20 protein-coding genes are annotated in these 22,071 nt (G+C 63.0%); 6 read left to right on the top strand and 14 right to left on the bottom strand.

Going from position 1 to position 22,071, the window contains the following annotated elements:
- Positions 1 to 37: 37 nt before the first annotated feature.
- Complete coding sequence (locus ACGYK4_RS03020; RefSeq protein WP_394455037.1) at positions 38 to 559, bottom strand: CoxG family protein; 522 nt, start codon at positions 557 to 559, stop codon at positions 38 to 40.
- Positions 560 to 662: 103 nt separating this feature from the next.
- On the opposite strand from ACGYK4_RS03020, the gene ACGYK4_RS03025 reads away from it, so the two are divergent.
- Positions 663 to 1,643, top strand: coding sequence for a DMT family transporter (locus ACGYK4_RS03025; RefSeq protein WP_394442742.1), 981 nt, complete (start codon positions 663 to 665; stop codon positions 1,641 to 1,643).
- On the opposite strand, the gene ACGYK4_RS03030 is transcribed toward ACGYK4_RS03025, so the two are convergent.
- The 6 genes from ACGYK4_RS03030 to ACGYK4_RS03055 all read right to left on the bottom strand — a co-directional run bounded on the left by ACGYK4_RS03030 (position 1,640) and on the right by ACGYK4_RS03055 (position 7,393).
- Complete coding sequence (locus tag ACGYK4_RS03030) at positions 1,640 to 2,605, bottom strand: NADPH:quinone oxidoreductase family protein (protein WP_394455038.1); 966 nt, start codon at positions 2,603 to 2,605, stop codon at positions 1,640 to 1,642. The genes ACGYK4_RS03025 and ACGYK4_RS03030 overlap by 4 nt on opposite strands.
- 82 nt (positions 2,606 to 2,687) lie before the next feature.
- Positions 2,688 to 2,798 carry a DUF2474 family protein gene (locus tag ACGYK4_RS03035; protein ID WP_136720396.1) on the bottom strand — a complete coding sequence of 37 codons (111 nt, stop codon included), beginning with the start codon at positions 2,796 to 2,798 and terminating at the stop codon, positions 2,688 to 2,690.
- Positions 2,798 to 3,805, bottom strand: coding sequence for a cytochrome d ubiquinol oxidase subunit II (cydB, locus tag ACGYK4_RS03040; protein WP_209218325.1), 1,008 nt, complete (start codon positions 3,803 to 3,805; stop codon positions 2,798 to 2,800). Before cydB ends, ACGYK4_RS03035 begins: the two co-directional genes overlap by 1 nt.
- Before the next feature lies 1 nt (position 3,806).
- Positions 3,807 to 5,285 (bottom strand): cytochrome ubiquinol oxidase subunit I, encoded by a 1,479-nt coding sequence (locus ACGYK4_RS03045; protein ID WP_394455040.1) that lies wholly within the window; start codon positions 5,283 to 5,285, stop codon positions 3,807 to 3,809.
- A gap of 90 nt (positions 5,286 to 5,375) precedes the next feature.
- Positions 5,376 to 6,725: an ATP-binding protein gene (locus ACGYK4_RS03050; protein WP_394455042.1), complete on the bottom strand. Its 1,350-nt coding sequence runs from the start codon at positions 6,723 to 6,725 to the stop codon at positions 5,376 to 5,378.
- Entirely contained in the window at positions 6,722 to 7,393 is a 672-nt protein-coding gene (locus tag ACGYK4_RS03055) for a response regulator (RefSeq protein WP_394432367.1), read from the bottom strand. Before ACGYK4_RS03055 ends, ACGYK4_RS03050 begins: the two co-directional genes overlap by 4 nt.
- Before the next feature lie 162 nt (positions 7,394 to 7,555).
- On the opposite strand from ACGYK4_RS03055, the gene ACGYK4_RS03060 reads away from it, so the two are divergent.
- Positions 7,556 to 8,677 carry a Do family serine endopeptidase gene (locus tag ACGYK4_RS03060; protein ID WP_394455044.1) on the top strand — a complete coding sequence of 374 codons (1,122 nt, stop codon included), beginning with the start codon at positions 7,556 to 7,558 and terminating at the stop codon, positions 8,675 to 8,677.
- 105 nt (positions 8,678 to 8,782) lie between these two features.
- Here ACGYK4_RS03060 and ACGYK4_RS03065 read toward each other — a convergent pair whose 3' ends face one another.
- Together ACGYK4_RS03065 and ACGYK4_RS03070 are read right to left on the bottom strand one after the other, a co-directional pair.
- A complete protein-coding gene (locus ACGYK4_RS03065; RefSeq protein ID WP_394411626.1) occupies positions 8,783 to 9,421 on the bottom strand; it encodes a response regulator transcription factor in 639 nt (212 codons plus the stop codon).
- 1 nt (position 9,422) lies between these two features.
- On the bottom strand, positions 9,423 to 11,948 hold the full coding sequence (locus ACGYK4_RS03070; protein ID WP_394455045.1) for a PAS domain-containing protein: 2,526 nt from the start codon (positions 11,946 to 11,948) through the stop codon (positions 9,423 to 9,425).
- A 286-nt stretch (positions 11,949 to 12,234) separates the two neighbouring features.
- Between ACGYK4_RS03070 and ACGYK4_RS03075 the strand changes: the two genes are divergently transcribed.
- Positions 12,235 to 12,459 (top strand): hypothetical protein, encoded by a 225-nt coding sequence (locus tag ACGYK4_RS03075; RefSeq protein WP_394455046.1) that lies wholly within the window; start codon positions 12,235 to 12,237, stop codon positions 12,457 to 12,459.
- A gap of 13 nt (positions 12,460 to 12,472) precedes the next feature.
- Here ACGYK4_RS03075 and ACGYK4_RS03080 read toward each other — a convergent pair whose 3' ends face one another.
- Entirely contained in the window at positions 12,473 to 13,078 is a 606-nt protein-coding gene (locus ACGYK4_RS03080; protein ID WP_209218332.1) for a helix-turn-helix transcriptional regulator, read from the bottom strand.
- 233 nt (positions 13,079 to 13,311) lie between these two features.
- On the opposite strand from ACGYK4_RS03080, the gene ACGYK4_RS03085 reads away from it, so the two are divergent.
- Positions 13,312 to 14,175, top strand: a complete 864-nt coding sequence (locus tag ACGYK4_RS03085; protein ID WP_394455048.1) for an alpha/beta fold hydrolase — start codon at positions 13,312 to 13,314, stop codon at positions 14,173 to 14,175.
- Positions 14,176 to 14,337: 162 nt separating this feature from the next.
- Positions 14,338 to 16,410, top strand: a complete 2,073-nt coding sequence (locus ACGYK4_RS03090; protein ID WP_394455049.1) for an ATP-binding protein — start codon at positions 14,338 to 14,340, stop codon at positions 16,408 to 16,410.
- Positions 16,411 to 16,441: 31 nt separating this feature from the next.
- Here the strand turns inward: ACGYK4_RS03090 and ACGYK4_RS03095 are convergent, their stop codons facing one another.
- Positions 16,442 to 17,296, bottom strand: a complete 855-nt coding sequence (locus ACGYK4_RS03095; protein WP_394455050.1) for a fumarylacetoacetate hydrolase family protein — start codon at positions 17,294 to 17,296, stop codon at positions 16,442 to 16,444.
- Positions 17,297 to 17,545: 249 nt separating this feature from the next.
- Here ACGYK4_RS03095 and ACGYK4_RS03100 point away from each other — a divergent pair, with 249 nt between their 5' ends.
- Positions 17,546 to 19,135 carry an ATP-binding protein gene (locus ACGYK4_RS03100; RefSeq protein ID WP_394455052.1) on the top strand — a complete coding sequence of 530 codons (1,590 nt, stop codon included), beginning with the start codon at positions 17,546 to 17,548 and terminating at the stop codon, positions 19,133 to 19,135.
- A 26-nt stretch (positions 19,136 to 19,161) separates the two neighbouring features.
- On the opposite strand, the gene ACGYK4_RS03105 is transcribed toward ACGYK4_RS03100, so the two are convergent.
- The 3 genes from ACGYK4_RS03105 to ACGYK4_RS03115 form a co-directional block, all read right to left on the bottom strand.
- Entirely contained in the window at positions 19,162 to 20,301 is a 1,140-nt protein-coding gene (locus ACGYK4_RS03105; protein WP_394455053.1) for an aminotransferase class V-fold PLP-dependent enzyme, read from the bottom strand.
- Between the two features lie 73 nt (positions 20,302 to 20,374).
- Positions 20,375 to 21,046, bottom strand: coding sequence for an amino acid ABC transporter permease (locus ACGYK4_RS03110; RefSeq protein WP_394455055.1), 672 nt, complete (start codon positions 21,044 to 21,046; stop codon positions 20,375 to 20,377).
- Positions 21,047 to 21,127: 81 nt separating this feature from the next.
- On the bottom strand, positions 21,128 to 21,937 hold the full coding sequence (locus ACGYK4_RS03115; RefSeq protein WP_394432349.1) for an ABC transporter substrate-binding protein: 810 nt from the start codon (positions 21,935 to 21,937) through the stop codon (positions 21,128 to 21,130).
- Positions 21,938 to 22,071: the final 134 nt, after the last annotated feature.

Below are 22,071 nucleotides of genomic sequence, written 5' to 3' on the forward strand. Positions count from 1 at the left end.
CAACCTAACTGGCTTTGGCTTGGGTGAACAGATGCCTTCAGGTCTTGGCGCGGCCGAACCAGCCCTTTTTGGCCGGGGCATCCTCTTCGGCGGTCTCGGGCTCTGCCTCTTCCTCCGCCGGACCTTCGAGCGAGGATTGCAGGTTGTCGAAGAACTGGTCCGCCATTTTCTTGGCGAAACCGTCGATGATCCGGCTGCCAAGCTGCGCCAGCTTGCCGCCGACCTTGGCCTCGACATCATAACTCAGCTCGGTCCCGCCGTCCTTTTCGGCCAGCCGCACCTCGGCCCCGCCTTTGGCGAAACCGGCAGCACCGCCCTTGCCCTCGCCGGTGATGGTCAGCGCTTCGTTCGGCACCAGATCGGAGAGCGTGACATGGCCCTTGAACGTCGCCTTCACCGGGCCGACCTTTTGCACCACCGTCGCGTCATAGCCCTCTTCGACCGAACCTGAGACCTCTTGCGCGCCGGGCACGCAGGTTTGCAGCATCTCCGGGTCCAGCAATGCCGCGTAAACCTCAGCGGGGGTGGCGGCGATCTGGCGGGTGTCGGACATCTGCATGGCTGGCTCTCCCTTTGGCGTATCGCAGCAGTCTAGCGGGTAATTCTGCGCAAACCAATGTCAAAGCGCTGGACCTTACGGGCCGGGCTGATAGGTCTTTGCCATGACAAGTAACTCCCATAACCGCGCCGGACTGGCGATCGGGCTGATCCTTCTCGGCGTCGCCGCGATTTCGGTCAATGACATGCTGATCAAACGTCTGTCGGGCGGCTATCCGCTGCATCAGATCGTCTTTACCCGCTCGGCCATCGGGATTCTGCTGGGGTTAGTGCTGGTCAAGCTGGAGGGCGGGTTTCACCTGCTCAAGACGCGGCAACCGGGGCTGCATCTGCTGCGCGGGCTGCTCATCGTGATCTCGAACATGTCGTTCTTTCTGGCGCTCTCGGTCCTGCCGCTGGCCGAGGCGACGGCGCTGTTCTTTGCCGCGCCCCTCTTCATCACGGTGCTGTCGATCCCGCTTCTGGGTGAAAAGGTCGGCCCGCTGCGCCTTGGCGCGGTGATCGTGGGGTTCATCGGCGTTGTGATCATGATGCGCCCTTGGGCCAGCACAGCGACGCTCGAAGTCTCCCGCTGGGTGCTGCTGCTGCCGGTGCTGGCGGCGCTGACCTATGCGTTGAACCAATTGATGACCCGCAAGCTTGGGGTGAACTCCAAAGCCTCGGCGCTGATGGTCTATATCCAAGCCGCCTTTGTCGCCGTGTCGCTGGGGTTTTTCCTGATCGCGGGCGATGGGCGGTTCGTGGATGAGGGCAGCAGTGCCTCGCTCCAGTTTCTGTTGCGCGCGTGGATTTGGCCTGCCCGTGAGGATTACCTCACCTTCCTCGGCATTGGGTTGAACATCGCGCTGATCGGCTATTGCCTCAGCCAAGCCTACCGGCTGGGGGATGCCGCCACCGTCGCCCCGTTCGAATATATCGGCCTGCCGCTGGCGGTGTTCTGGGGTTTCGTGATCTTTGGCGACCTCCCGGTCTGGGAGGTCTGGGTCGGGATCGCGCTGATCCTTGCCTCGGGTCTGTTCGTCTACCTGCGCGAGCGCCAGAAGGCGCTGCGCGTGACCCGTTTGCAGGGCGGGCGGCGGGCTTAAGCCGCCACCTCGACCACCACCTTGCCGGTCGCCTTGCGGTCGCGCAGCAGGGCCAGCGCCTCATTCGCCTGTTCCAGCGGCATCACGTTGCTGACATGGGGTTTCAGCTTGCCCGCGACATACCATTTGATCAGCTCGGCGAAACTGTCGGTCAGCACCGAAGGTTTGATCTTGGCATAGCCGCCCCAGTAAAAGCCCAAAACGGTGAGGTTTTTCACCAGCAGGATATTGGCCGGAATCTGCGGCACCTCGCCGCTGGCAAAGCCCAAGGGGATCAGCCGCGCTTCGGGGTTGCAGGCGCGCATGGCGGCTTTGAACTGATCACCGCCCACCGGGTCATAGACCACATCCGCCCCGCCCAATTCCTTGACGATGGCGCGGATGTCGTCGGTCTCAGAATTAATCAGGTGATCGGCGCCCGCCTCTTTACAAACGGCGAGCTTATCTTCGCCGCGCGCCACGGCGATCACCTCGGCCCCCATCAGCTTGCCCAGTTCCACCGCCGTCAGCCCGATGCCGCCCGATGCGCCCAAGACCAGCAGCCGCTCGCCCGGCTGCAACCGCGCCTTATAGTCCAACGCCACATGGCTGGTGCCATAGGCAATGAGAAAGGCCGCCGCGTCGACCGCTGTCATCTCTTCGGGGATCGGCACGCAGACCGCCGCCGGAATGGCGGCATATTCGGCCAGACCGTCAAAGCCGGTATAGGCCGCCACGCGCTGGCCGACCTTCAGGTGATCCACCCCCGCGCCCAGAGCGGTGATCGTGCCCGCCATTTCCATCCCCAGCGTGAAGGGCAGCGGCGGTTTTTCTTGATAGGTGCCCTTGATGATCAACAGATCGCCAAAGTTCAGCCCGCAGGTCTCGACCTGAACCAGCACCTCGCCCTGCCCCGGCATCGGCATCTCAAGCTCTTGCAGGGTAAGCGGTTCGTCATAGGCGGTGACTTGCATTGCGCGCATCGGGCTGTCCTTTCGTGCTGCTTTGGCCTGAAGAGGCCAGAAGCCAGCGCGCTTGGCAAGGCCCGTGGCCCGCGCCGCTGCGTCAGCCGGGCATGATGACCAGCCGGATGCCATAGGCCACCACCGCCAGCAAAGCGACGCTGGCCAGCCAAAGCGCCACGAACCAGCCCGCGCGTTTCAGCCAATGGCGCATCAGTGATAGCCCTCCTCGGGGTCGATCTTGCCGCGGAACACCCAATAGGCATAGGCGGTGTAGCTCAGGATCAGCGGCAGCAGCACCAAGGTGCCGACCAGCGCGAACATCAGGCTCTCATCCGGGGCGGCAGCCTCTGCAATGGTCAGGCTCGGCGGGACCATATGGGGGTAGAAACTGATCCCGATGCCGATAAAGCCCAGCACGAAAAGCGCCAGCGCGCAGAAGAACGGCTGCTTGTCGCCGCGGCGTTGCAACCCGCGCAGCATGCCGAAGGCCGCAAGCGCCACCAGCAGAGGCACGATGCCGCTGAAGAGCGCGGTGGGCCACGCGAACCAGCGTTCGAAATAGACCGCATCGGTGAAGGGCGTCCAAAGGCTGACCAGCCCCATGAAGACCAGTGTCGCCACCGCCAACGGCCATGCAAGGCGGCGCATATGCGCTTGGATGCGGCCTTCAAGCTTCATGTTGAGCCATGTGGCGCCCAAGAGCGCATAGCCCGTGGTCACCGCCACACCGGTCAGGATCGAGAAGGGCGTGAGCCAATCCCACCAGCCGCCCGCATAGGCGCGGCCTTCGATCTCGATCCCCTGCACCAGCGCGCCCAAGGCGATGCCCTGACAGAAGGAAGCCACCAGCGAGCCGCCGAAGAACGCCATGTCCCACAGCGGTTTCCAGCGTTTCGTGCGCCAGCGGTACTCGAAGGCAACGCCGCGGAAGATGAGGCCCAGCAGCATCAGGATGATCGGCATGTAAAGCGCGGGCATCACCACCGCATAGGCCAGCGGAAAAACGGCGAAGAGCCCGCCGCCGCCCAAGACTAGCCACGTCTCATTGCCGTCCCAGATCGGCGCAACCGAGTTCATCATCACATTGCGCTCGCCCTCATCCTTGGTCATCGGAAAGAGCAGCCCAACACCCAGATCGAAGCCATCGAGGATGACGTAGATCAACACCGCTGCGGCGATGATCCCGGCCCAGATGAACGAAAGTTCAAGTCCAAACATCTCAGCTCTCCTCGCCCTTGTTATGCGCGGTCTTGTCTCTGACCGCCGCCTCTTCGCCGACAGCAAGGATCGGCCCCTCGCCGCGCGCCGGGTCGTTCTGCGCCGCCCCGTCTTGCGCGTCTTCCCCCTGAACGTCGTCACGCTCGTCTTCCAGCACATGACCGACAACCGGCTTGCGCATCATCGCCAGAATATACCAAGTGCCCGCGCCGAAGACGAAGAAATACACCACAATGAAAGCGATCAGGGAGGTCGCGACCGCCGGCGCCTCAATCGGGGCGAGGCTTTCCGAGGTCCGCAACAGCCCGTAGACGGTGAAGGGCTGCCGCCCGACCTCGGTCGTGATCCAGCCTGCCAGCACCGCGACAAAGCCGGTGGGCCCCATCAGCAGCGCCAGACGGTGCAGCATCGGCGCATCGTAAAGCCACCCGCGCAGCCGCGCGAAGGCCGCCCAAAGCCCCAGCCCCAGCATCGCAAAGCCAAGCGCGATCATGATGCGGAAAGACCAAAAGACGATGGCCACCGGCGGCTCATCCGCGTCCGGGATCGTATCCAGCCCGTCGAGCGGCGCGTTCAGATCGTGCTTGAGGATCAGCGACGACAGTTTGGGAATTTCTACCGCGTAGTCGATGCGCTTTTCCTCGGGGTTCGGAATACCAAAGAGGATCAGCGGCGCGCCCTCGGGGTGGCTGTCGTAATGCCCCTCCATCGCCATGACCTTGGCGGGCTGATGCTCCAGCGTGTTCAGCCCGTGCATATCGCCTGCAAGGATTTGGAGCGGTGTGACCAGCAAGAGCATCCACATCGCCATGGAGAACATCCGCCGCGCCGCCGCATCCGCACGGTCGCGCAGCAGGTGCAGCCCCCCGACCCCGCCGACGACCAACGCCGTGGTGAGATAGGCCGCCAGCACCATATGCACCAAACGGTAGGGGAAGGAGGGGTTGAAGACGATCGCCCACCAATCCTCGGGCACGAATTGGCCCACGTCATTGATGGCAAAGCCCGCAGGCGTCTGCATCCAAGAGTTCACCGACAGGATCCATGTGGCCGAGGCCAGCGTGCCAAGCGCGACCAGCGCTGTGGCGAACATATGCAGCCCGTCGCCCACCCGTTTGCGGCCAAAAAGCATGATACCCAAAAAGCCCGCCTCAAGGAAAAAGGCCGAGAGCACCTCATAGGCCATCAGCGGCCCGACCACCGGCCCCGCCTTGTCAGAGAAGACCGACCAGTTGGTGCCGATCTGGTAGGACATGACGATGCCCGAGACGACCCCCATGCCGAAGGCCACCGCGAAGATTTTCTTCCAATAGTTGAAGAGCTTCAGATAGGTCTCTTCGCGTTTCCACAGCCAGAGCGCGTTGAGCACGGCCAGAAAGCTCGCCAACCCGATCGAGAAAGCCGGGAAGATGATGTGGAACGAAACCGTGAATGCAAACTGCACCCGCGCTAGGATTTCGGCGGTGTAACCGTCGAGCATATGAAGCCCCCGCGTATTGTTTCCTGACCTATATAGGACCGGGCGGCGGGAGCGGCACAGGCTAAATTGCCGCAGTGCTTGGCCCGCGTTCTAGCTGTCGAACGTCACCACGACGCGCAGCCCCGGCGCGTTGTCGGCAAGCTCCAGCCTTGCCCCATGGAGTTTCGCCACCCCATCGACCAGCGCCAGACCCAGCCCATGACCCGGCGTGCCCCGGCTGCGATCCAGCCGGTAAAGCCGCTGCAACACTTTGTCGCGGTCCTCTGCCGGAATGCCGGGGCCGCCGTCCGCCACTGTGAGCGTGACCTGCCCCGCCGCCTGTTTCAGCGCGACCTCTACCGCCTCGGCATCCCCGGAATGGCGCAGGGCGTTTTCAATCAGATTGGCCAGCAATTGCCCCAAAAGCGCACGGTCACCGGTGACATGAACAGGGGGTTCGGGCAGATCGCAAAGCAGGCGTTTGCCCTGCTCCCCTGCTGCAGGTTCGTAAAGCTCGACCATGGTGCGGCAAAGCGCGGTGAGGTCGACGGAGGCGAAATGCGCGCGGGCCTCGCCCTGCTCCACCTGCGCCAGCTGCAAAAGCGATTGAAAGATCGCGGCGATGCCCTCCAACTCGGCCCGGGCACGGGCAAGCGGTTCGGCGCGGTCCGCGCCCGCAGCCTCGGCCCGATCCAGATCATCAAGATGAACCGAGACACGCTGAATCGGGGTCTTCAGGTCATGCGCGATATCAAGAGAGACCTGCCGCAGCGCCGCGACGGAGGTTTCCTGCGCCCGGGCCATCTGGTTCACCGCCTCACCGATGCGCAGCAGGTCATCCGACCAGCGCGGCCCCGGCGCGACCCTTGCGGCCAGATCCCCTGTCGTCAGCCGGTCTAGCGTGGCACGGATCACCTCCACATGGCGTTTGGAGCGGCGGGCAAGGATCAGCCCGCCCGACAGCGCGATCAGCACCGTGGGCAGCAGGCTCACCAGCAGAATATTGACGAAAACCTCGCGCAGGGCCGTGATCTCGGCCCGGCTGCGCGCGATGGTCAAAAGCCCGCCATAGAGCGTGTCGGTCAGGCTCAGGTAAACACCCCGATACTCCGCCCGCGCCGCGCCAATCGAGACGATGTGATAGCCCTCGTTATCCCGCGCGATGGCCCCGTTGCCGTAAATGCGCCCGTTGGGACCGATGTAGCTGAGGATCAGGCGGTTCGGGTCGGTCTCCCGCGATTCCGCCTCCACCAGCCGTGCGAGGGCGGCGGCGCCGGGGGCGGCACGAAAGCCCGCCATGTCCTGCGCCAGATCGGCGCGGATCGCTTGCTCGAACGACCGTTGGGTGACCGCATAGCTGGCCGCGAGGCTGAGCAGGCTGACGATGGTGAACAAAAGCACCAGCAAAAGCGCCAGACGCAGCGGCATCGACCGCCAGAGCCCCGCCAGCCGCGCCCTCACGCGTCGATCCTATAGCCCGCGCCGCGCACGGTCTGGATGAGTTCGCTGTCAAAGGGCCGGTCGACCTTGGCCCGCAACCGGCTGATGTGGGTCTCGACCACATTGGTCATCGGGTCGAAAGAGATGTCCCAGACCGCCTCCAGCAGCATGGTGCGGGTCTGCACCCGGCCCTTGCGGCGCAAGAGATGCTCCAAGAGGGCAAACTCCCGCGGCAGCAGGTCGATCTCTTGGCCCGCCCGTGTCACCCGGCGGCTGATGAGGTCCATGGTCAGGTCGCCCGCGCGCAGGACCGTCTCCTGCTCCAACGCCTGCGGGCGGCGGGCCAGTGCGTTGACCCGCGCCGAAAGCTCTCCGAAGGCGAAGGGTTTGACCAGATAGTCATCCGCCCCGGCATTGAGCCCGTCGATCCGGTCCTCCACCGCGCCCATCGCCGTCAGCAGCAGCACCGGCGTGGTATTGCCCGCCCCGCGCAGGGTTTTCAGCAGCGCCAGCCCATCCAATTCGGGCAGCATCCGGTCAAGGATCAGCACGTCATATTGCCCGGTGGTGGCCTGCACCAACCCGTCGCGGCCATCGGCCACCACATCCACCGCATGCCCCTCCTCGCGCAGGCCACGCGCGATATAGGTGCTGGTGGTGGTATCATCTTCGACAACAAGCAGTTTCATCGTGTCCTCATGTAGGATTGCCGATGAATTATGCCAAATTCGCCGCCCTTGCAGCCCGCAGTCGGCAATCTCACAAATTTGTATAGGGCGCGGCAAGGCACTGTAAAACCGCAGGTCCAGATAGGCTCCCGGAACGACCGAATGCACAGCAAGGAGCATGCAATGACCAAGACCCTTTCCAAAGCCCCCCGCGCCGCCGCCCTTGCGCTGAGCGCCGCGATGGCCGCCACGCCGATGCTGGCGCTGGCCCCCTCGGCCGCGCTTGCGGTCCCGCCGGGCGGCTATGCCGACCTGGTCGAGGCCGTCTCCCCGGCCGTCGTCTTCATCGAAGTGACCGGCAAGCAGCAGCAGGCCGTGGCCCAGCAACAGCTGCCCCCTGGCATGCCCGAGGAACTGCGCCGCCGGTTCGAGCACATGCTGCCCGGTCAGGATGGCGCCGCCCCCGCCCCGCGTCAGGGTCTGGGTTCGGGCTTCATCATCTCCGAGGACGGCCAGATCGTGACCAACCACCACGTCGTCGCAGGTGCCGAGACAGTGACCGTGAAACTCGCCGATGGCCGCAAGTTCGACGCCGAGGTGGTGGGCAGTGACGCGATGACCGACATCGCGCTGCTGAAAGTCTCTGCGGATGTGGACCTGCCCAAAGTGGACTTTGGCACCTCGAAAACCCTGCGCGTGGGGGATGAGGTCGTGGCCGTGGGCAACCCCTTCGGCCTTGGCGGCACCGTCACTTCGGGCATCGTCTCGGCCCTGTCGCGCGACATCCAGGCAGGCCCCTTCGATGACTTTATCCAAACCGACGCGGCGATCAACCGCGGCAACTCCGGCGGGCCGCTGTTCAACAACGACGGCGAGGTCGTGGGCGTGAACACCGCGATCCTGAGCCCGGGTGGCGGGTCGGTCGGCATCGGCTTCTCGGTGCCCTCGGATCTGGTGCAGACCATCGTCGCCGATCTGGCCGATGACGGGTCGGTCGAGCGTGGCTGGCTGGGCGTGCAGATCCGGCCCATGACCCCCGAGGTCGCCAATGTGTTGGGCTATGACGAGCCGCGCGGCGCGGTGATCGAAGCGATTACCGAAGACAGCCCCGCCGCCAAAGCGGGCCTCAAGAAGGGCGACATCATCCTGTCCTTCGGCGACACAGAGGTGGACGATCTGCGCGACCTGACCCGTGCGGTGGCCACCACCACGCCCGAGAGCGCGGCAGAGGTCGTCGTGCTGCGCAAAGGGTCTGAACAGACCCTCGACGTGACCGTGGGCGCGCTGAAACCCAAGCCGGCGTGATCCACGCCTTCCCGGCGCTCCTCATGCCGCCGGAAAGCCCCCAGCCCTTCGCCCTCGCCGGGGGCTGGGCAGCCTGCCCCGGTGGTCCTGCACTGCCGGGGCTTTTTATGTCCCCTCGCCGCCATCACCTTCGCCTGATGGTGCATTGTGCATATGGAACCGCACCAGTTCCGCCACGGAATTCGCCTCAAGCTTGCGCATCACCCGCGCGCGGTGCACCTCGACCGTCTTGATAGAGATGTCCATCTCGCTGCCGATCTCACGGTTCGACAGCCCTGCCGCCACACGCTCGAACACCCGATGCTCCTGCGGGGTGAGCCGGGCCAGAAGCTGCGCATTTTCGACCTCTGCCGCCTTGCTCTTGCGCCGGGCCGCATCGGACTGAAGGGCGGCGTTAATCAGGTCGAGCATGTTTTGGTTGTTGAAGGGTTTTTCGATGAAATCCACTGCCCCCGCCTTCATCGCCGTCACAGCGGTAGAGACATCGCCGAAGGCCGTCATCAGGATCAGCGGCAGTTTGATCCCCCGCGCGTTCAGCGCCTTTTGCAACTCCAGACCGCTCATCCCCGGCATCCGCACATCGCTCACAAGGCAGCAGCAACCGCTGTCCTCATAGCTATCGAGGAACGCCGCCGCCGATGCAAAGGGAATGGCGCGCAGCCCAACGGAGCCCAGCAACCACACCAGAGACTCCCGCACCGCGGCGTCATCATCGACGACGTAAACGATCCCTTCTTCCGACATTCTACTTTTGCACCTCCAAGGGCAGACGCACGGTCAGGCAGGCGCCTTCGGCATCGGATTTCGTCACGGCGATCGTTCCGCCATGGGACAGAACGATCGTTTCGCAAATCGCCAGCCCCACGCCAAGCCCCTTGTCCTTGGTCGAGCGGAAGGCGCTGAAAGCGGTCTGCGCGGGCATGTCCGGGGCAAAGCCGCGCCCCGCGTCGGCCACGTCGATCACGATCTCACCGGCTTCGCAGCGCGCGGTGACCGACACTTCGGCATCCTCACGCTCCGCCTCGCGACAGGCGTCGATGCCGTTCTTGATCAGGTTGATCAACAGCTGCTCAATCTCGATCCGCGCGCAATGCAGGGCGACTTCCCCACATTGATCGTCGATGGCCACGGTGACCCCGGTGGCCGAGCTTTCGGGCTGGATCAGCAGTTGCACCGAGCGGAGGATCTCATCAAAGCGGACCGCATTGCGGTCGGCATCGTCGCTATGCAGATAGTTCGACATGGAGCGCAGGATGGCGCTGGCCCGTTCAGATTGGCTTTGCATATTGTTGAGCACGGCGATCATATCCTCTCTCTCAAGCTGGTCGTTCTTGGCACGCAGCACGCAGCCTGCGGCAAAATTGTGAATAGCGGCTAAAGGCTGGTTCAATTCATGGGCAATGGCGGCGGTCATCTGGCCCAGAGTTTCGCGCCGGTTGAGCAGTTGCAGCGCCGTTTCATGCCGGTGCAGCCGCTCTTCGCGCTCGACCTTTTCGGTGATGTCGGAGGCGATGGTCAAAAGCCCGCCCGCGGCGACGGGGTAATCCGTCACCTCTAACCAACGGCCCGTCGATGTCCGCGCACGAAAGAACTTGGCCGGGGTGTTGCGCCGGTCGCGCCGCTGCGCGCTCCAGCGGGTCTTGCCTTCGGTGGTCGTTGCCATTTTGCCGGTCTGGGTAAAATGGGCGAGCAATTCATCGAAATGTTTCCCGATGATATCGCCCTCCATCCCGGCATACGTCGCGCGATATTCCTCGTTGCAATAGACCAGCCGGTCGCTGCTGTCGAAAAGCGCCACCATGGTCGAGATATTCTCGAAAGCCAGCGCCAGAGCCTCCAATGCGCTTTTGCGCTCGGTCTCGGCGGTGGCGATTTCGGTCATGTCGAAACAGGTGCCGCGATAGCCTGCCAGTTCCGCTTGGGCATCGAAAAAGGGTTTGCCCGACATGTCGATCTGCCGCGCCCGCCCCTCGCCCAAGGGCAGGACCAATCGCAGATCGCGAAAGGCTTCTCGCGCGGCGAAGCGTTGTTTCAGCACGTCGTAATCCCCTTGGTCTTGCGCCACATCGGCTTCGGCAAGGGGCTTGCCCAGATCGAAGATCGGGGTCTCCGCATTGGTCTGACGGCCCCCGCCTGATAGAAAGGTGAAACGCCCTTCGGCGTCCATTTCCCAGACCCAATCGGTCGCGCTTTCGGTGAAGTCGCGAAAGCGGGTTTCGCTTTCCACCAGTTCGGTCAGCACGTTTTGCTGATCCGTCACATCTTGGATCGCGGCCAGCAGATGCACATGACGGCCCCGGTCCAAACGGCGAATGCAGGCGCGCGCTTCGATCTGGCGTCCGCTGGCGGCGCGAAACTTGACGTTCTCCACCACATCGCGCGGGCGGCTGCCTGCCATATGGACCATATGCAGGTTGTTACGGATCGTAGCGCGGCTGCGCGGCTCCACGAAACTCTGTCCCTGCTGCCACATCTCGCGCAGGTCTTGCGCGTCGCGGCCCAAAAGCGCTTCCACCTCGGGCGAAGCATCGACCAGCGCGCCCTGCTGATCCCACTCCAGATAGCCGATCCCCGCCACCTCTGCCGCAAGCGCATGTTTCGCCGCGCTGACCTCTGCCTCATGCACCGCGTCCTGCACGGCAGAGCGGTCCATGATCATGACCAGCACCCCCACCACCTGCCCCCGGTCGGACAGCGGCTGATAGACCGCCGCCCCTTGAGTGCGGTCCAGCACGGGGCGCGAGAAATCGAAATGCCATGTGACCTGCCGCCCGGCCAAGGCCTTTTCAAGGTTGTCCGAAATCTCGTCCAGCAGGTCCGGTGGGACGATCTGCGACAGGTGTTTGCCCACGATCTCATCCGCTGGCCTGCCGAAGGACGCGCTATAGGCGTCATTGACAAAAGCATAGGTCATATCGGGCGTGAGAAAGGCCGCCTGCACCGGCAAATGGTCGAGGAAGTCGGGCAATCTGCGCCGTGTCTCATCGGTATTGGCGGTGTTTTGCAGCTTGCGCCGGTTGCGCATCACGCGCCAGACCTGCGCCACCAGCACCGCAAGCGCCGCCACCGCAAAGACCAGTGCGATCGGATCGCTATAGGCGCCGCCGCGCGGGGCCGATGCCGACACCACGGCGACATAAAGCGCCAAGACCGCAACCGCGCCCCCCACGGCGAAGCGGTTGATCGCGTCGCCGATCTGCTTGGCGATCATCACGCCGGACAAGACGATCCCGCACAGCGCAATCAATATAAACGCCGCGACCAAGCTCATGCGCACCTCTACTTTCCCTCGAAAGGTCTGTTTTTTCCGCCCCCCTGTCTATTGGGGGAAACCCTGACAAAGAGCGATTAATCTGCCTCGCAATACGGATATACGATGCCGCGCCATAAATTCGTGAAAATATCTCCCCCAATTTCAGCAGCTTGTTCCCGACTATAGGGGATAACCCTGACCCGGCTGGGGCTTTGCCCAATTGGCGGCGCAATTTCAGGCCGGTAGCTTGTGCTCACCCCACGGAATTGGCCGTGTGATACATGGTCAAAACGCGGATTTTGCAGTGACAGATAGTGAAACCCCACCCTCGAAGCCCTCTGACGCAAAGGCAGAAAGCAAGACGCCCACGCAGGCCGATCTGATGGAGATCCGCAGCCTCTACGCTCGGGCCGACGCGATGGCCGAAGCCGCTGAGAAATCGGGCAAATCCGACGGTGAAGAGCAGCCTGCCGCGGCCCCGCCCCCACCAAACGCCGAACAGGGTGATGAACGAAATGACGCGGGCTAAGCGCCGAGACTGCTCACTTCGAACTGTTGGACACCACATGGTCACTGTCGATCCCGCCCAGCGAATGAAACAGGCCAGACGTATTGCTGACCCCGAATTTCTTGAGCAATTTGGCGCGATAGACCTCTACTGTCCGGTGCGAGATATCGAGGTTGAGCGCGATTTGCTTGCTGGTCAGCCCCTCTGCCAGATGGCTCAGGATCTCGCGCTCGCGCCGGGTCAGCGGCAGATAGGGCCGTTCGGCAGAAAGGTCCGCAAAGCTCCAGACCGCACGGTCGAGCGGGCGTTCGGGAGTGAAGGAATGGCCGCGCACCCGGCACCAGAACAGGCTGCCGTCGCGCCGTGCCATGATACGCTCGTCCCAATAGGTATTGGTCTTGCGCAGCTGGTCCACGCCGCGGTCGCGGATATTTACGAACTCTTCATCCGAGGGGTAGAGAATGGCGAAAAGCTGGTCGCGCAGATCGCCGCGCGCATAGCCGAACATCGCCGCGAAGGCGTTGTTGCAATCACGGATGCAGCGGTTCTCGGTCACGACAAGCCCGACGGGCGCATGAACAAAGGCAAGCTCTTCAAAGCGCCCCTGCGCAAAGCAATCGTCGGTACGTATTTCCACCATCTTGCTCCGTTTAACTCTATTTCCGATGCTGAAACCGCAAGCTAGTCGACGGGAGGAGGCGGCGCAACACGGCGCTGGCCCGTGCAGGGAGGACGCGATGCTAACACGCAAGCGCATGGCGGACGCGCCATGATCGCGCGGGCCGCGGTCGCGCGGGTACGGCTGGCAGGGGGCAAGGGCGCGGGTGGCATCACCCGCGCTATGCCCATGCTGACCCGGAAAGGCACGCGCCAATGACCGCCCCCCATTTCCACTTTGTCCCCGTAATGGGCCATGAGGTGCATGTCGCCGAATGGGGTGATCGCCAGAAGCCCGCAGTGCTAATGCTGCACGGTCTGGCCCGCACCGGGCGCGATTTCGATGAGGCCGCCGCCACCCTGTCGCGGGATTTCCATGTGCTCTGTCCCGACATAATCGGGCGCGGAAGGTCGAGTTGGGCGCGAGACCCTGAGGTGGAATATTCCGTAAAACACTACGCGCAGATCGCGACGGGGCTTTTGGATCACTTCCAGATCGACCGCGCCGCGTGGTTCGGCACCTCTTTGGGCGGCATGATCGGGATGCATGTGGCCTCTAGCCCCGAGGCGCAGCGGGTCAGCGCCTTGGTGGTGAACGACATCAGCCCCGAACTGCCCGAGGCCGCGGTGCAGCGGATCCTTTCCTATGTGGGCAGCCTGCCCGACTTCGGCAGTTTCGCCGAAGGGGAGGCGTGGCTGCGCCAGACCTACGCCCCCTTCGGCCCGGCCGCCGATGCCTATTGGCAGCGCATGGCGCGGTCGTCGCTGCGCCGCCGTGGGGATGGGCGGCTGACCCTGCATTATGATCCGCGCATCACCGTGCAATTCACCGCCTCGGCGCATGAGTTGTCGACATGGGCCCGTTGGTCACGGACCCGCACGCCCACCCATCTGCTGCGCGGCGCGCAGTCGGACCTGCTGCAACCCGAGGCCGCACAGCGCATGACGCAAAGCGGCCCCCGGCCCGGCATGACCGAATTCCCCGGCTGCGGCCATGCCCCCAGCATGTCCAACCCCCAAGACATTGCCCTGCTGCGTCGGATTCTGGTTGAATTGCTGGGACAATCCGCACCCTCATAGGCGCGATTTATGCAAAATTGACGCTACTGCCCCGGCATTTGCATGCATCCGGGTATTTTTCTTGCGTCAACAAAGAACTGTGCGGTCTAATGCCCCCGGGGCGTATCCGGCCCTCAGAAGGCCGGAGCGTGGAGGACAGGGACCATTTTGGGCAAAGCCGGCATGGAAAAGATCAGAAATGCGCTGTCTCAGCGTGCGAAACGGATTGTCGTGCTGGTCGCGCTCTGCGCCGTTGTCCTTGGCTTTGGCCATCGGATCGAGACGCTGTCCTACCAGACCTACATGCAGGATCTGGAGCTCGACACCACCTTGGAGCTGATCGAAGTCCGCGAGCGGATCCGCGCGGATATCTTCGAGCAGATCCTGAAACTGCGCGAATTGGCCACCGTCATCAGCGAGAACCCGACGATCACCCAATCCGAATTTAGCGCCCGCGCGGCAGAGTTCATGGCCGAGAACCCGGATGTCATCAACCTCGCCGTGGCCCCCGATCTCGTTGTCACCATCGTCCACCCCTATGAGGCCAATCGCGGCGTGCTGGGGCTGGACTACCGCCAGAACGCGGCGCAATTGCCGAAAGTCGAACAGGCTTTGCAAAGCGGTGAGGGGCTGGTGACCGGCCCGGTCGATCTGGTGCAGGGCGGGCGCGGGTTGATCCTGCGACATCCGATCTTTGATTCAACCGGCACCAATGCCGCGCCGGACACGCCTTGGGGCATCCTCTCGATGGTGGTGGATTACGACGCCCTCGTCACCCGGTTGCAAATCCCCGAACTGACCCAGAAATACGATCTGGCCATCCGCGAGTTGACGCCAGAGGGAGAGGTCGAACAGACCATCATCGGCGACCCCGAAATGACCTTGGACGACCCGATCAAACTCGACTTCAGCTTTGCCTTTGGCACGTGGCAACTGGCCGCCACGGTCAAAGACGGCTGGCCAGAGCACCGCCCGGACTTCTGGCTGAACTGGCTCTTGCGTCTGCAAGGCGCGCTCGGCGTTACGATTTTTGCGTGGTACATCATGCGGCTGGCCGACAACCGCAAACTTGCCGAAGAACGGCTGCGCACCGGTGTCGAAGCCTTGGACCACGGTTTCGTCATGTATGACGCCAAGGGTACCTTGGTGCTTTGCAACGAAAAATACCGCGAGATTCATGGCTATAGCGACGTGGTGAAGCCCGGCTCGACCTATGAACAGATCGTGCGGGACAGCATTCGCCGCGGCATGGTCCCCGATGCCATCGGCAAGGAAGAGGAATGGATCCGCATCTGGCTGGAAAAGCGAGAAAACGGCGCCTTCGAGACCGAGCAGCGCATGCCCGATGGTCGCATCATCCGCACCTCGGACCGGCGGATGAAAGATGGCAGCGTCGTGGGCCTACGGATCGACGTGACCGACCTGAAGAAGGCGCTTTTGACCGCCGAGGACGCGAATAAGGCCAAGACCGACTTCATGGGCGTGCTGAGCCATGAGTTGCGTACGCCGCTGACCGTCATTCTGGGCCATGTCCGCCTTGCGCGGCATTTCGACCGGACGCCGGCGGCGCGTGACCTATGCAACGCCATCGAGGCTGATCCCCAGACCCGCGAAACGCTCTCTCCCAAGCTTTCGGCGACGATGTCCAAACTGGGCGACATCATGCAAACGGTCGAGCGGTCGGGCAATCACCTGCTGACCCTGATCAACGAGGTGCTCGACTTTGCCAAGATCGACGCGGGCAGCCTGTCCATCGCGATGGAGCCGGTGCAGATCGACGATATCGTCACCCCGACCGCAGATCAGCTGCGCCCGATGGTCGAAGACAAAGGGCTGGAACTGAAAGTAAAATCGGCCAGCGGCGTGATGCTGGCGGATGGGAAACGCATTCAGCAAGTGTTGATCAACCTGCTGAGCAATGCGACGAAATTCTCCGACGAAGGGACCATTTCGCTGACCTGCCGCATCCGGGGGGAGGTGGTGGAATTCCGCGTGACGGATTCCGGCATTGGCATCCCCGAAGATGAGCTAGAGCGCGTTTTCGAACCCTTCCATCAGGTCGATTCCACCGCCACCCGGCGCTTTGGCGGCACCGGGCTGGGCCTTGCCATTTCGCGTGACATCGCCACCGCCCATGGCGGCAGCCTTGTCGCCACCAGCATCATGGGCAAGGGCAGTAGCTTTTTGCTGACCCTGCCCCTGCGCCCTGCCATTGCCCTCGCCGCCGCCGAAGCGCGGGAGGCCGAGGTGGCCTGAACGCCGCGCCTCAGCTCTTCGAGATCGCGATTCACCGCGCGGGCAGGTGCTCCACCACTTGCTCCTGCTCACCCAGCCCTTGCACGCCCAGCCGAACCCGGTCGCCGGGGCTGAGATAGCGCTGCGGTTTCAGCCCCATGCCCACGCCCGGCGGCGTGCCCGTGCAAATCAGATCGCCCGGCTCCAACTGGATGAATTCGGACATATAGGAGATAATCGTCGCCACATCGAAGATCATCTTTTCGGTAGAACCATCTTGCAGCCGTTCGCCATTGACCTCGGTCCAAAGCGACAGCTTGCCCGGATCGCCCAACTCATCCCCTGTCACGAGCACTGGCCCTGTCGGGCAAAAGTTGGGAAAGCTCTTGCCCTTGACCCATTGCCCGCCCCGCTCGGCCTGCCACGCGCGCTCGGACACGTCGTTGACGACGCAATAGCCCAGCACATGATCCAACGCCCGATCGCGGCTGACGTTCAAGGTGGTACGCCCGATCACCACGCCCAACTCGACCTCCCAATCAAGTTTGCTCATCTGCTTGGAATAGAGAAGCGGATCGTTCGGCCCGCAATAGGTGCGGCTGGCCTTGTTGAACAGGATCGGCTCGCGCGGGACCTCCATGCCCGACTCCGCCGCATGGTCGGAATAGTTCAACCCGACGCCCCAGATGTTGCGCGGCGGGCTGACCGGTGCGGCGATGCGCTGGCCTTGGGTCTGGGCCAGCGGCAGCCCTTCCAGATCGACGCCCTTAAACACATCGCGCAGCGTCGGGATCGTCTCGGGCGTGAAGTCTGGCACAAGGGCGCTGACATCCCGCGCCTGCCCTGCCGCATCCAACACCACCGGCGTTTTCACGCTGTCCCGCGCCCCGTATCGCATCAATCGCATGGTCAAATCTCCCCTCTTCGCAACCCTCGTTGGCCGTACCATAGCTGCTCGATTTACGATGGCCACCGCTTTGCAATGGGGTGCACGCCGGCTCTGCCAATCGGCATCGGTCTGCCTATCGGGGTGAAAAGTCTTGTTCTTGCCCCAATTTAGCCGTTGCGGCATTGGCAGCGGTGCCCGAGGGGGATACCTTGGGTGAACATCTGCCCACGCGCCAAGACAGATGCAAAGATCACGACAGAGGCAAATATGAACGACTTTTACAACGCTCTGGCGGATTTCGACGATCCGCTGCGGCACCTCTATATGCTTGCTGTCGAACCTGACCTCTCTGTCGAAGACAAGATCGCCAAGCTTTTGCAACTGGGCACAGAGGCGCTCGACCTCGAACTTGGCATCGTCTCCCGCGTGGATCACCCGGTCTATGAATGCGTCTATGTCCATGGGCCCGATTGGGCACCCGCCCCCGGCAGCACCTTCGACATCAATGGCACCTATTGCCTGCATACGCTTGGCAACGACGATGTGACGTCTTTTCACCACGCGGGCCAGCAAGAGATTTCGGCCCACCCCTGCTATGAGAACTTTGGGCTGGAAAGCTACATTGGGGCACCGCTGAAAATCGGGGATGCGCTCTTTGGGACGTTGAACTTTTCCGGCACCGCCCCGCGCCCCGCCCCGTTCAGCAAGGCGCAGACCCAATTCGTCCAGTTCCTCGCCCGCTGGCTGAGCAGCGAGCTCTCGCGGCAATCCGAGCGCCGCGCGTTGCGCGAACAGCGCGGGCTGCTCAAGGCGATGGTCGATGCCGTGCCCGAGGCCATCATCATGGCCGATCCCAACCGCCGCGTGGCCATGGTGAACCCGGCGGTCGAAACGCTGTTCGGCTACGCCCCCGACGCGCTTTTGGGGCGGCAAACGGCGGTTCTTTACGAGACCCTCGGCAGCTATGAACGTGTCGGCGAAGAGCTGTCAAATGCCGGCACCACCAGCAAAGAAAGCGGATTTTCCGTTGCCTGTCGTCGCGCCGATGGCACGACCTTCGAAGGCCAAGTCGCCACCGCCAAGGTCGAGACTGACCGCGGTGAGCATCTGGGCTATCTCGGCGTGGTGCGCGACGTTAGTGAGCAGCGCGAGTTCGAACGCGCCAAGGACCAGCTTATCGCCACCGTCAGCCATGAGATGAAAACACCGCTGACCGCGCTGACCGGGGCGCTGCGCTTGCTTGAGTTGAACCCGGACGATCTGCCGCCGCAAAAGCGCAAACTGTTGCAGCTTGCGATGCGCAACGCCCGGGCGATCGATCAGATGGTGGGGGATATTCTGGATGTCGAAACCCTGCGCAGACCGGATCAATCGGGGTTCTCCGAACGCGCCTTGGCACCGCTCTTGGCCCAAGCCTCGGAGACCTTGGTCTCCTACGCGAAAGAGCGCGGCGTTGGCTTGGAAATGACCCCCTCCGAGGCCCCCGCACCGCTGTTGCGGCTGCACGAAGGGCGGCTCACGCGGCTGTTGTCAAACCTGCTGTCCAACGCGATCAAAGCCTCGGACGAAGGCGGCACGGTTCAGCTTGGTCTTTCGGAGGATGGCACGGGGTTCTGGGTCAAAGACCACGGCAGCGGCCTGCCTTTGGAGCTGCAACCGGTTCTTTTCGAACGGTTTTCCCGCGGCTCCAGCTACCGGGTCAAAGAGGGGCATGGGCTGGGCATGAGCATCGTCAAAGCCATTGTCGACCAGCACCTTGGGGAAATTCGCTTTGAAACCGCCGAGGGCGAAGGCACGACCTTTTTCGTGGATTTCCCGCCGCTCGAAGGGCGGCCGGATGCGATGGCCGCCTCCTGACGGCGCATCGCGGCACCGGCGGGGGGTCAGGTCAGAAAAGCCCGAAGCGCGTGCAGCGTGCGATCGATCCCGGCGGCGGTGGTCAGCACCCCCGGCGACATGCGAAGGGTCTGGCTGCGGTTGTCGACGTAAATCTCCAGCGCCGCCAATTGCGCCACCACATCCGCCGCGTCGATGTGATCGGGCAGAACCACCATGAGACTGCCGCCCCGCTGGTCCGGGTCTACCGGGCTGGCCAGGGTCAGGCCCATCCCCTCAAGCCCCGCCTGTAGCTGCGCGGTCAGCTTGCGGTTATGCGCCGCCAAGACTTCGGTGTTCTGCCCCATGCGCCATTTCATCGCCGGCAGGCTGGCCACCGCAGGAACGGTCGAGGGCGTGCCACTGTCGAGCCGCCGAATGTCAGGCGCGAATTCGAAAGCGTCGAGATCCCATGAGAACGGATTGCCTTGCGAGAACCAGCCGCGCATCTCGGGCTGGCACTGCGGGATCAGATCGGCGTCCATATAGACGATCCCCGCGCCCGGCGTGCCGCACATCCATTTGAGGCTGGTCGACAGGGCGAAATCGACGCGCGGCGCGGTCACGTCATAGGGCAGCAGCCCCACGGCCTGCGTCATATCCACCCCGATGAGCGATCCCATCTTGCGGCCATGCGCCACCAATTGCGGGATGTCCAACCGGTGCGACGTCGTCGAACTGACCCAAGTCAGCAGGGCCAGCGCCACCTCCTCGTCCCAATGGGCGATGATGTCTTCGGCCTCGACCCAGTGCCCCCCTTGCCGGATCGGCACAGTGTTCAACGTGAAACCAAAACGCTTCGACAGGCCGGTAAGCAGGAAGTGCAGAGAGGGGAAACCATCCTCAGCCACCAAGACCTTCTTGCCGCGCAGGGTGCCTTCGGGCAACGCACCGATGACGGCCATCAGCCCGGTGGTGACGCTCTCTGTCGTGGTGACGGTGCCCTTCGGCGCGCCGATCAACTCGGCCCAGAGGTCAATGAACTGCTGGCGTTTGGGCAAGACATCGGCCCATTGGTCGCCGTTGGGCGCGGCCCATGCATCGGTAAAATCGGTGAGCCCGGCCAGCATATCCGCATGTTTGCCGGGATATTGCCCGATGGAGTGATAAAGGAGATAGGCGTCGCCCGTTCCTGTTTCTGTGGACATTGTAATCTCCGTAGGGTGTTGGCCGCGCAGGCGCGCGGGACGGTAATTTTGTGGGGGACGGGGCCGCTTCGGCTCAGCGGTAGCCGCGCTTGTAATGCTGCTCTAGCCAGCCGGTGAAACGGACCATCGGCCAAAGGATCGCGATGTAGATCAGCGCGGCCAGCAGCAGCGGCGTCGGATTGGCGAAAAGCGCCTGCGCGTCGGTGGCCTGTTTCAGCAAATCATCCATCGCCACGACCGAAGCGAGCGAAGTGTCTTTCATGATCGCCACCGCATAGGAGGCCAGCGGCGGGATCATCATCCGAAACGCCTGCGGCAGGATCACCTTGCGCATGGTGGTGAAGAAAGACAGGCCAAGCGCATCGCAGGCCTCAAACTGGCCGCGCGGCACGGCTTCGATCCCGGCGCGCACGACCTCTGCCGTATAGGCCGCCAGCACCAGCGCCAGCGCAATGGTCGCCCCCACGAATGAGGAAAAGACGATGCCCGCGAAGGGCAGCGCGTAATAGACGAGGATCAGCACCACCAGCACCGGAATGGCGCGGAAGATATCCGTATACAGAACCGCCAGCAGCCGGAACGGCTTGACCGCGTAAAGCCGCACCAGACAGACCAGAACGCCGAGGATTCCGCCAAAGAAAATGGCCGAAGCGCCCAGCAGAATGGTGTTGAGAAGCCCGCGCATCAAGATCGGGAAGGCGCGGCGCATCACGTCGAGATTGAAGAAGATGTCGATGATTTCCATTGCGCAGTCCGTCAGTTTGATCGCAGGGAGCCAGCCATGGGCCGCAAGTAGGGCAACGCCCCACCCGCGGCCCGATGGGTATCAGTCAGCCGAGGTCGGCACCGGCAACGGGGTCACCGCAAGGCTACCTTCGGCAGGTGCCACGCCGAGCCACTTTTCATAGAGCGCCGCCATGGTGCCGTCCTCTTTCATGGAAGAGATCGCATCGTTGACCGCCTCCAGATGCTCAGAGCCCTTGGGCATCATGATCGCGAATTTATCGCCCGTCGGAATCTCGACCGAGACCTGCAAGCCCTGCATCGTCGGCTGGGCAAAGGCGTAGCGCAGGCTGACGATATCATTCACCGCGGCATCGATCCGGCCACTGCGCAGATCGGTCAGCATATTGGCGGTGGTGTCATAGCTGGAATAGGATTTATAGCCGAGCTCATCCTCCCGCTCTTTCAACCAGTTCTCCGGGAAAGAGGTGGCGATGGAACCGATGCGTTTGCCCTCCAGCCCGTCGAGATCGGCAATCCCGGCGTCGGTCTTGGTCCCGACCCCCAATGCGCCCGAGAAATAGGGCTGCGTGAAAGACTGCGCCTCAAGCCGTTCATCGGTGATGGTGAGCGATGAAATCACCGCATCGACCCGGCCCGAGGCGGTGGCCACGAAAAGCGCGCGGAAGTCGTAGCCGCTGATTTCGGTCGTCTTGCCAAGCCGGGCGGCGACCTCATTGATGATGTCGACCTCGAACCCCTCGAAGGCACCCGCTTCGTTCTTGAACTCCCACGGCGGGTTCGCCGGGTAAGAGCCGATTTTCAGCACGTCCTGCGCCATGGCAGAGACGCCCGACAGTGTCGTCAGCGCCGCGACGGTGAGGCCAACGATCAGATTATTTTTCAGATTCATGTTTTGCTCCCTGTGAACACCCCCGCGCAGCGCGGCAAGCTTTCCCCTATTGGCTGCCAGTTTTCGTATACGAATTCAATTGAATTTTACAAGTATGCAAACTTATACCTAGCAATAAGCGTATTTCTTGCGCA

Origin of the sequence: Sulfitobacter sp. 1A13368 (genome assembly GCF_043557275.1) — a bacterium.
GTDB classification, from domain to species: domain Bacteria; phylum Pseudomonadota; class Alphaproteobacteria; order Rhodobacterales; family Rhodobacteraceae; genus Sulfitobacter; species Sulfitobacter faviae.